We start from the raw sequence: 11,567 nt of genomic DNA, 5'->3' as shown, positions 1-11,567 counted from the left end.
GCCAAATAAAAAATCAATAAAAACTATCTTTATTTATAATAGTGTTAAAAATAAATTTTTATTCTCTTTTATAGAAAAAAGCCCGAGAAAAAAGGATGGAATACAATCAGATAGCAAGTTAAAACTTTATGACTTATTCATGTATCGCGAGGTTAAGAATCTCAATAAAACAATTATTAGAACAACATATAGCCCTTGCTTGATAATATGCAAGATTACTTTAAAATATATTTCTGAATAAAATTTATGTATTGAGAGTGTCTTGGTGTATCCCAATAGCACGTAAAAACTCGCTTTTAGCATATATGCGTATAGAATCTAAATCCTCTAAACTCATATCAGTGCTTAATAAATCATTTTCAATTTCATAATCCATATATTGCACAACCTCCCTTGTATCCCTTTTCACTGCTACTTTACCAGAGAGGGAAATTTTATCTTTTCCTGTTATTGGATTTTTAATTAAATGCACAGATTTCCCATTAATCTTTGCCCAAGTCATTTTTGTTACTAAGCCTACATCATCACGAATTCCTGAATTATAAGCGTAACTTCCTATTCCAAGACATAAAAACTCTAAAGGATTAAAATTATTATGCTTACACCATTCATAAATCATTCTTGCTCTCTCTATCGTAATAGCATCACCATAAATAATTCTAACATGATGAAATCCAAAATATTCATGCACAAGACGTATAACACCCTTTTTTTCTCGATCATCATGCGCATGAGGATTGCCTGTCAATATAAGGAATGGATCACCTGAATCTGGACGCAAAACAATTGGTTGCTTTCTATTTTGAATCGTTAAAAACATTTCTTTATCGTTTTTAAGCAAATCAATAATATTCCATAGATTCCAAGTATCTGCAACGATTGAAACCATTGAATGAGGGAATTTTTCCATAATTCTTTTAAAAGTCTCTAGCTCATATTGTTGTCCTCCAAGACACATTACACTATGTTCACTCGCAGGTATAGAACCTAATGTTTCTATACTTTTTCCATAATTATCATAAACATTTCTTATTGCCATAAGAGAATCTGTTCCGCTAAAAAAGAGTAAATGCCCCATACTTGAGATATAACAATCCTCAATCCCATTCATTCCTCTTGCAGCAAAATCATGGAAATTCAAACTCTTATCAATATAAGATTGCAAAAAATCATATTCTATTTTCTTAAATAATGCTGCTTTTGTTGCAACAAAACAAGTTTTCCATAATTCAGAATTTAAATAAGTTTCAATAAAATTTACAAACCAACAATGCTCGCTTTTTTGACATAAAACAGAAATAATTGGCGTGTTGTTTGATACAAATGTCCCTTCTGGCAAAGCCTTAAAAGTTACAGGCATTTCATCTGGTAAATTTAACCATTTTTCAACAAGAAATTTATAAGATTCTTCATTAGGATTAAGTTTCATAAATTTTATATAAATCCATTCAAGTGCTTCGCGTAAAATATTCTCCTCACATTGTTTAAATTCATAATAAAGTTGCTGCAACTTATGAATTACTTGCCTCATACCAAATGCAACAATATGCCCATTGAGAGATTCTAAATCAAGTCTTGGATTTCTACAATAAAGCAAACTATAAACTTCCTCCACGCCATTAGGATACATCGCCGCATGGGTGTATTTATAACAATCAGAAATAAAAAGTAACTTGGGATATTTCATAATTACGCCTTTAATAGCAGTTTATCATCAAGAAAATGAATCTCTGTATGAGAAAGCTTATAAACATGATATAAAAAATAAACTCAATATTACCATAATTCATAAATATTTTAAAGAGTATCAAGAAAACTTTGATTTTTTGGGGTCTTTTCTCTTTAAAAATCCAATATTCAAAAACAACCCTTCAAGCATATTTAGGAAAATTATGAAAGAACATTATCTATCTTAAATATAATTTATACTTTTAGTAAGTTAAACTTATTAAAGTTTATATTAATAAACTAAAGTTTTTTTATTCTAATAATATAAAATTATAAATAAATTAGCACAATTTTTCACTAATTGCTAAAATTTATGTTATACTTCCACCTAATCTTTTGTAAAAATAAGGAGACTATCATGAATATTTTTGATAAATTAACAAATCAAATGCGAGAAATATTAAACAATTCAGCTCAATTTGCAATCAAACATAAAAATGCACAAACAGAACCAATCCACACGCTACTTGCTATGGTAGCAGATTCTAATCTCTTAATGTATCAAGCATTACAACGAAATAACGAAGATATTAATGCACTCATTAATACTCTTACATCAGAAATTGAAAAACTCCCAACAACAAGTAATGTAAATACCGAGAATATGAGTCTTTCCAAAGATGTATTCAATGCTTTACAAAATTCACTTACTTTAGCGACAACTGAAGGCGATAGCTTTATTGGCGTGGATAGTTATGTAAGAGCAAATGTCGATTCATATTTTAAAGATTTTTTGAAAAATATTGATAAACTTGAGCTTATCAATACTCTTAAAAATATGCGTAAAGGCATGAAAATAGATTCTCAAAGTAGTGATGATGTCTTAGAAACTCTTGAAAAATATGGTATTGATTTAACAAAAATGGCAATACAAAATAGTCTTAACCCGGTTATTGGTAGAAATGAAGAAATTGAACGAATGATGCAAATTCTTATTAGAAAAACAAAAAATAATCCTATTCTCTTGGGCGAACCGGGTGTTGGTAAAACTGCTGTTGTAGAAGGCTTAGCGATTAAAATTGCTAAAAAAGAAGTGCCATTATCATTGCAAAGTAAAAAAGTTATCGCACTTGATATGACTGCACTTATGGCTGGAGCAAAATATCGCGGAGATTTTGAAGAGAGATTAAAAGCTGTGGTTGATGAGGTTAAAAAGAATAACGATGTAATTTTATTTATTGATGAGATTCACACGATTGTTGGAGCTGGAGCAAGTGAAGGGGGAATGGATGCAGCAAATATCCTAAAACCCGCTTTGGCTCGCGGAGAATTACGAACAATAGGTGCTACAACACTCAAAGAATATCGCAAATATTTTGAAAAAGATGCGGCACTTGCAAGAAGATTCCAACCTATTGCAGTAAATGAACCAAACCAAAACGAAGCTATGCAAATTATGCGAGGAATTAAAGAGAGTTTAGAGTCTCATCATAATATCAGTATTACAGATAGTGCATTGGTTGAAAGTGTCAAGTTATCAAGTCGCTATATCACCAATCGTTATTTACCTGACAAAGCAATCGATTTAATTGATGAAGCGGCGGCAGAGTTAAAAATGCAGATAGAATCTGAACCTAAAGCAATTTCTAGAGTAAAAAGGGAAATTGAAGTGCTGGAAGTTGAAAAGGCGGCACTCAATCTCGATAAATCCGATAATAATACGCAACGTCTTGAAGAAATTGAAAAGCAGTTAGCTGACAACAAAGAGAATCTTTTAAGTCTGCAAAATACTTTTGAAAATGAAAAGCAAATTTTTAGCAATATCGCAAAATTCAAAAACACGATAGAATCTTTGCGTCGTGAAAGTGAACTTGCAAGAAGAAATGGAGATTATGCAAGAGCTGGTGAAATAGAACATGGTGAGATTCCAAAATTGAATATTGAATTGGCGAGTTTAGAATCAAAATGGAAAGAGTTGCAAAAATCTGGCTCTTTGCTTCAAAATGCTGTAACAAAAGAAAGTATTGCAGAGATTGTATCTCGTTGGACCCAAATTCCTGTCGGCAAAATGCTTGAATCTCAAAAAGAAAAGATTTTGCATATAAAGGATAATCTCAAAGCAAGTGTAATCGGACAAGATGAAGCAATAGAATCTATATCTCGGGCAATTAAACGCAATAAAGCTGGATTAAATGATGCGAATCGCCCTATTGCGAGTTTTCTTTTTTTGGGTTCAACAGGAGTTGGTAAAACACAGAGTGCAAAAGCATTAGCAAAATTTCTTTTTGATAGTGAAAAAGAGTTAATTCGCATTGATATGAGTGAATATATGCAAGAAATTGATGCAACAAAACTTACAGGTGCTGCACCTGGATATGTAGGTTATGAAGAAGGTGGGATTCTCACTGAAGCAGTAAAGCAAAAACCTTACAGTGTTGTGCTTTTTGATGAAGTAGAAAAAGCACACCCAAAAGTCTTTAATATTTTATTGCAAGTATTGGATGATGGAAGACTGACGGATAATAAAGGGGTTGTTGTCGATTTTAAAAATACAATTATTATTTTAACAAGTAATATTGGTAGCGATTTAATCTTACAAGGAATGGATAAAGAAGAACAGCAAAAAGCTATTGATAATGCACTGAAGATGTTTTTTAAGCCAGAATTTCTCAATCGTCTTGATGATAAAATAATATTTAATCCACTCACAAAAGAAAACATTCGTGATATTATTGACATATTGATTGAAGGTGTACAAAATAAGTTAAAAGAAAGGCATATTATACTGACACTTACTCAATCCATGAAAGATTTTATTGCCAATGCAGGATTTGATTCTGTGTTTGGTGCGAGACCTTTAAAAAGAGCGGTGCAAAGATTTATAGAAGATGAGTTGTCGGATTTAATCCTAAGAGATGAAGTTCAAGAAAAATGTGAAGTTATATTTGATGTTTATGATGAGAAAGTAAAAATAAATATCCAATTATGTAAAAATGATTGATTGATGAAAATTAAGAAAGAAAACTACAATAAACCATAGTTATATTTTAAATTAAAGTATAGCTTTCTATTTTTGCTACTCTTTCGATAATATTTCAATTTTCTTGAGTATTAAGTTTTTAGATTGCTCTTACTATTTTGTTCAATATATTGAGGTCTAATTTATGTTGCAATCTTAAGATTCTTTTGATATTATTTTTTCTCAACAATCTTATGATAGAATCACGAAATTTTGTAAAAAGGTAAAAGTATGGCAATTGATGCAAATAAACAAAAAGCTTTAGAAAGTGCAATGAAACAAATTGATAAAGCATTTGGCAAGGGGATGCTTATTCGACTTGGTGATAAACAAGTCGAAAAAATAGATTCTATTTCCACCGGTTCATTAGGTTTAGATTTGGCACTTGGGATTGGGGGGATTCCAAAAGGGAGAATTATTGAGATTTATGGACCAGAATCAAGTGGTAAAACCACTCTTTCATTGCAAGTCATTGCAGAATGCCAAAGAAATGGTGGAGTGTGTGCATTTATTGATGCGGAACATGCACTTGATGTATATTATGCAAAAAATTTAGGAGTTGATACAGAAAATCTTTTAGTTAGCCAACCGGATAATGGTGAACAAGCCTTAGAAATACTTGAGACAATTACGCGAAGTGGCGCTGTTGATTTGGTGGTGATAGATTCTGTTGCCGCACTTACACCAAAAGCAGAGATTGATGGAGATATGGGGGATCAACATGTAGGATTGCAGGCTCGTTTAATGAGTCATGCATTACGTAAAATTACAGGTGTGCTTTTTAGAATGAATACCACTTTGATTTTTATCAATCAGATTCGTATGAAAATTGGCACAATGGGATATGGTAGCCCAGAAACTACAACAGGTGGGAATGCCTTAAAATTCTATGCGAGTGTGCGTATTGATATTCGTAAAATCGCTACTTTAAAGCAAAGTGATAGTATCATCGGTAATCGTGCGAAAGTGAAAGTAGTAAAAAACAAAGTTGCTCCACCATTTCGAGAAGCTGAATTTGACATTATGTTTGGTGAAGGCATTAGTCGTGAAGGTGAGATTATCGATTATGGCGTGAAACTTGATATTATAGATAAAAGTGGTGCGTGGCTTTCCTATGGAGATAAGAAAATAGGACAAGGTAGAGAAAATGCAAAAACATTTCTCAAAGATAATCCAGATATTGCAACAGAAATTGCAAATAAAATTAAAGAGCAAATTGGCACAAGCGATGAAATTATGCCTCTGCCAGATGAGCCAGAAGATTCTCCAGATTGATTTTCTTGAGCATGATTAAAAAGTAAATTTTGTTTCATATTATTAAAATATGGGGTTAATAAAATGCTTAACTCAAGATAATTTACTTATATATTCTGCCCAAAGTTTGCAATCAGTTTAGGTAGTAGAATTATACAATGAAAATTAAGTAAAGTTATAAAAATGATAAACTGGAATTATAATTGCGGTAATTAAAAGATATTTTGCCTTGAATGAAAAACATGGTTGAAGTATCAGATTCAAAAGATTTAATGTTTAAGTCAAGAAAAGGAAAGTTTATGTTTAATTTGGGTAAAAGAAAGAAAAAAGAAGTCCCTAAGAGAGAAATGACAAGCCTTTATTTCAAAAGTAATGAGGCTAGGATGCGTGTTAAAGATGTGCTAAAGGCTAGAGATGAAATAGGACAACAACCTATAAAGTTTGCACTAGGCTATTCTTTGCCTAGCGTAGATTTATCGAAAGTTGCACATGATATAAAATCGGTATTGCCCAATGATTGTATGCTTATAATGGCTAGTTCTGCTGGGCTTTTGTGTTCACTCGATGATAATACACCGCTGAATGACTTGTATGGCGTAAGTATTGGCAATAATGGAATGGATGGTGATAGAGTGGACTTAATGCTATTTTCTAGTGATATGATAGAACATATACATGTTGTAAGCATTGATTTAGGTGTTAAAATCACAAATAAAGATGAACAAATTAAGTTTATAGAAAATGAAGTTCGCAAGGTAAAGATCCCTTTTAAAGCTACATCACATAGCACTTTGGGCTATGTTTTACTAGATGGTATAAGTTGGGCTGAGAGCTTTTTAATGGAAGCTATTTATAATGCCGGTTCACTTCCCTGTATGTATGTAGGTGGTAGTGCAGGTGGTAGGCTTGATTTTAAAAATACTTATATTTTTGATAATAACTCAGTGGTTAAGGGGAAAGCAGTTATTACTTATGTAAAACTTAAAAAAAATTATCATTTTGGTATCTTTAAGACACAGAACTTTGAGGTAACAAATGAAAAATTTTTGGTAGTAGATTCCGATGTTAAAAGTAGAACTATTAATAAGTTTTTAGATAATAAAACTCATAAGCAAAATAGTGTATTTGAAGCTTTGAGTGATAAATTGAAATGTGATTTATCAAAAGTACCCAATATTATGAATGATTATACCTTTGGTGTAAAGATTAAAGATCAAATGTTTGTGCGTTGTATAGCAGATTTTAAAGCCGATACAGAGAGTGTATCAATGTATTGTGATGTTGATAAGGGTGAAGAGCTTACTCTCCTTAAACGCGTAGATGTTGTAGAACGCACTAAGATGGATTACAAAGCGTATGCCAAGAATAAACCAGAACCTTTGGGGGTAATTTTAAATGATTGTGTATTGCGTAGATTGCATAATATCAATATGCTTAAGGGTATAAATGTGTTTGACAAGATTCCAGCAATAGGCTTTTCTACCTTTGGTGAGATTTTGGGAGTGAATATGAATGAAACATTAAATGCGATATTTTTCTATCATCATGAGGGGCATTTTAGTGATGATATTTTGGATACCTTTCACTTGCAATATAGTCAATTTAAATCACATTTTATCTATAAACGTATAGCACAACTTGAAATCATTAATAATATAAATTCTCTCATGCTCAATCAGCTCAAGTCTTCCATACCCACTATTAAAAATATTGCCGATACACTCACAACAACATCAAGGGATTTTAAAGGTATGGGGGAGAATCTAGATTCTGTAAATGAGCAGTTTGGAGCGTTTGTAGCACAATTAGAAAGTGGTATGCAAACAGGGAGTGAAAATATGAATCTAGGAGAACAAATACATAGATTATTGGGCGAGATAGATGGCTTAAATCGTGTCTTAGACATTATATCTGGCATTGCCAATCAAACAAACCTATTAGCATTAAATGCTGCAATAGAAGCTGCAAGAGCAGGAGAACATGGTCGAGGGTTTGCTGTTGTAGCCGATGAGGTAAGGAATCTAGCCGAGAGGACTCAAAAGAGTCTTAGTGATACAAATGCATCGATAAAGTCTGTTATAGAATCAGTGCATAATATCGATAGTAGTGCACAAAATGCCTCTTCAAATATGCTAGATATTTCAGAACGTTCTAAAAGTATTTCTGCTATCATTATGAATCTTATTGATAATGGCAAAACCTTGTCTAACAACATTAGCTCTAAAGCAGGTGCCAGCGAACAAATAGAAGAAGAGTTGCAAAAAATAAATGTTTATGAATCTATACTAGAAATCTTACAAAAAAAATAAACTATAAGCTGTCTGCATTGATTCTAAATCAAACTAAGAAGACAAAAAATACCAAAGATATAAGATGTGAGTTTGCATGAAATAAAATAGTAAATAAAGTAGTAAAAAATACATATAATGTAGGCTTAGTGATATTAGTTTAGCAGTTATAGAATGTCAAAATTGCAATACAGATTATTATCAAATTTAAATTTATACAGAATAAAGTAATTGCAAGAATGCTTTCACAAAACTATAATAATAAGGCAAAACAATTTATAAATCAAGTGAATTTCTTTCATCTGAATTGCAAAATACAAGAGATTTCAGATAACAAAGATTTTTATAAACTTTTAGTTATGGTTTTCTCTGGTAAAAAATATATTGTATCTATATCTCAAAGAAATAGAATTTAGATATAATGCTAAGGTAGAAAAGGAAAACTACTTAAATTATCTTAACCAAATATGTATTTTGCAATTTAATCTTAAAAGATATTGATTTTTTATTGTTAATTTATTAAAAGAGATAGATTGATCGTTTCGTTTGGCTGGAAATTTATAGATAAAATCATGGGACAATGTTTAGTTTTATTTATATTACAATAAGAGAGATTGTGGAAAGTCATCTATAATTAATTTATTAATGTATGCTTTAACTCATAGGAGACTTTTAAATTATTATTTTGAGCTTTAATTAAGATAAAACATGGAGGTATAAGAGTTATTATGCAAAAGATTTCATGCTCTCATTGTAAGCAAGAATATACAGACAATATGCTAAAAATTGTGCGTGATACACAAAGCGGAGAAACTCTGTATTTTTGTTGCAATGGTTGTGAGTTAGCATTTCAGCTTTTAAGAGAAAATAATTTAGAATCTTTTTATACAAAACTCGGAAATAATGCTTTAGAAACGAAAAATATACAAGATTCCATTCATACAAATTTAAACTATGATTCTATTAATTTTAAACAAAAATATGTAAAAGATCAAAATGGCTACAAAGAAGTCCATTTTATTCTTGATGGTGTTGTATGTGCGGCGTGTGTGTGGCTCAATGAGCAAATTTTATTGAATCTCAATGGAATTAAAGAATTAAAAATTAATTATACAACACATAAAGCAAAGGTTTTATTTGATGAAAATACAATAAGCCTTGCTACAATCATTCAAAATATTCGTAAAATTGGCTACAATGCGATTGTGTATAATCCACAGGAAAAAGAAAATAAAGATTCCCAACGCAATAGAATCTATTATATTAAACTTGTTATAGCAATTTTTTGCACGATGAATATTATGTGGGTCAATGTTGGACAATATTTAGGTTTTTTTTCTGGAATTGATTCTATTTCAACAAGCATTCTTAACCTTGCAAGCTTTATATTGGCAACCCCTGTGCTATTTTTTTCAGCAAGTGGATTCTATAAACAAGCGTTTTTGGGGTTAAAACATGGTATTATTGGTATGGAAATGCTTGTAATTACGGGCACAAGCCTTGTATATTTTTATTCAATTTATGCTTGGTTATCTCAAAGTGGACACACCTATTTTGAATCAGTTTGTATGATTATTTTATTTGTCCTAAGTGCAAAATTTCTAGAATCTTTAAGCAAGAAAAGTGCAAATGATAACCTTGACAAATTGAATAATATTTTACCTCTTGAAGCACGATTAGAAGATGATAGTATAATTTCTGTATATGATATAAAAATTGGCGATAAATTATTAGTATTGCCCGGGGAGACTATTGCTTGTGATGGGACTTTAGAATCTAGTTTTGCTACTTTTGATTACTCAAACATAAATGGTGAAAGTGTGCCAATAAATATAAAAAAGGGCGAACCTATAAGTTCTGGTGCTATCGCTATCAATACTGCATTATATTATAATGCTACGAAAGAATTTAAAAACTCTAGCATGAGTAAGCTCGCCAACTTATTAAAAGAAAGTGAGTTTTCGACACCAAAGATTGCATCATTTGCATTTCGTATCGCTGGATATTTTAGTAAGATTGTGTTAAGTATAGCTTTTCTTGGTTTTTGCTATTATTATTTTTTCGCACAAAGTGATTTTGAATATGCGTTACTTATAGCTGTATCTGTGATTGTAATTGCATGTCCTTGTGCCTTAGCTCTTGCAACACCGATTGCAAGTGTTGTGGGATTAAATGTTGGTTTTAAAAACCATATTATTTACACAAAGGCAGATTTTTTAGAATCTTTAGCAAAAGCTGATTGTGTTGTATTTGATAAAACGGGTACACTTACAGAAGGTAAAATGCGTGTAATAAAGGTAGAAAAACCCATATACTCTCATGCTCATAACACAAGTATAAAGGATTTAGCAAAAAACAAAGATTTTAAAAGTATGGAATCTGTTGATTTTACAAAAAAGCAACAAGAAGCCTTACAATCTGCAACAAGATTCTATGTTGCTATGCGTAGAAAAAATGATGAGTTCAAAAAAAGCAATGGAAATGTTTTAGATTCTGATTGCAAAAGTCTCATTATAAAGGCTATGCAAAAAAATCCACATATAATAGCAAAAGCGATTATGGAATATTTTAAAGAAGATTCTCAAACAGACTTACTCGAATCTAATAAACATAAAATATCTCAAAATATAGAATCTGATAAAAGTAATAATCTATTTGAATTAATAGAGGGCAGAGGCTTTTATGCTGTAATTGATGATGTAGAAATAATAGGAGGCAATGAGAAGTTAATAAATGAAAAACTTTCTCAAGATTCTAATGCCCCATTTGCCTTAACACATATTTTTTACTTGCAAGATTCCGTAAAATCAGGAGCAAGAGAACTTATACAAAGTCTCAATAAACTGAAGAAGAAAACAATTATTTTAAGTGGTGATAGATTTGAGGCTGTCAAAAGTCTAGCAAATACACTCGATATTAGTGAATATTATAGCGGTCATACACCTTTACAAAAAGCAGAATTTATTAAAAAAATGGTGGAATCTAAGCACACAATCGTGATGATAGGAGATGGGCTAAATGATTCTCTTGCATTAAAATACGCTCAAGTTGGCATTGTTATGGGAAGTGGAAGTGAGATAAGTATAGCTCATAGCGATATAATTATCCTTGATGATAGCTTAGAATCTTTACATAAGGCTTTTAAAATCTCGAATCTTACTTTTAAACGCATTCAAGAAAATCTTATTATGAGTTTAATTTATAATGCCTGTGCGATTCCTTTTGCATTATGTGGTTTTGTAATTCCACTCTTTGCAGCACTTTTTATGAGTATAAGTTCTATAAGCGTTGTTTTAAATTCTCTAAGACTTTACAAAAATAAACTTTAATATTATTTT

At 31.1% G+C, this 11,567-nt stretch carries 5 protein-coding genes; 4 read left to right on the top strand and 1 reads right to left on the bottom strand.

What is annotated here, in order from left to right:
- Window positions 1-244: 244 nt before the first annotated feature.
- Window positions 245-1,687, bottom strand: coding sequence for a nicotinamide phosphoribosyltransferase domain-containing protein (locus CQA53_RS04240; RefSeq protein ID WP_115542787.1), 1,443 nt, complete (start codon window positions 1,685-1,687; stop codon window positions 245-247).
- A 399-nt stretch (window positions 1,688-2,086) separates the two neighbouring features.
- On the opposite strand from CQA53_RS04240, the gene CQA53_RS04235 reads away from it, so the two are divergent.
- The 4 genes from CQA53_RS04235 (at window position 2,087) to CQA53_RS04220 (ending at window position 11,558) form a co-directional block, all read left to right on the top strand.
- Window positions 2,087-4,669: an ATP-dependent Clp protease ATP-binding subunit gene (locus CQA53_RS04235; RefSeq protein ID WP_115542786.1), complete on the top strand. Its 2,583-nt coding sequence runs from the start codon at window positions 2,087-2,089 to the stop codon at window positions 4,667-4,669.
- Between the two features lie 249 nt (window positions 4,670-4,918).
- Complete coding sequence (gene recA, locus CQA53_RS04230) at window positions 4,919-5,962, top strand: recombinase RecA (RefSeq protein WP_115542785.1); 1,044 nt, start codon at window positions 4,919-4,921, stop codon at window positions 5,960-5,962.
- A gap of 278 nt (window positions 5,963-6,240) precedes the next feature.
- A complete protein-coding gene (locus CQA53_RS04225; protein ID WP_115542784.1) occupies window positions 6,241-8,250 on the top strand; it encodes a methyl-accepting chemotaxis protein in 2,010 nt (669 codons plus the stop codon).
- A gap of 707 nt (window positions 8,251-8,957) precedes the next feature.
- Window positions 8,958-11,558 (top strand): heavy metal translocating P-type ATPase, encoded by a 2,601-nt coding sequence (locus CQA53_RS04220; protein WP_115542783.1) that lies wholly within the window; start codon window positions 8,958-8,960, stop codon window positions 11,556-11,558.
- Window positions 11,559-11,567 lie beyond the last annotated feature (9 nt).

Origin of the sequence: Helicobacter didelphidarum (assembly GCF_003364195.1) — a bacterium.
Lineage (GTDB): Bacteria > Campylobacterota > Campylobacteria > Campylobacterales > Helicobacteraceae > Helicobacter_A > Helicobacter_A didelphidarum.
This window is presented reverse-complemented; position numbering and strand designations above follow the sequence as displayed.

Coding starts and splice junctions, on each gene's coding strand:
- CQA53_RS04225 (WP_115542784.1), top strand. CDS start 6,241: ATGTTTAATTTGGGTAAAAGAAAGAAAAAAGAAGTCCCTAAGAGAGAA.
- CQA53_RS04240 (WP_115542787.1), bottom strand. CDS start 1,687: ATGAAATATCCCAAGTTACTTTTTATTTCTGATTGTTATAAATACACC.
- recA (WP_115542785.1), top strand. CDS start 4,919: ATGGCAATTGATGCAAATAAACAAAAAGCTTTAGAAAGTGCAATGAAA.
- CQA53_RS04235 (WP_115542786.1), top strand. CDS start 2,087: ATGAATATTTTTGATAAATTAACAAATCAAATGCGAGAAATATTAAAC.
- CQA53_RS04220 (WP_115542783.1), top strand. CDS start 8,958: ATGCAAAAGATTTCATGCTCTCATTGTAAGCAAGAATATACAGACAAT.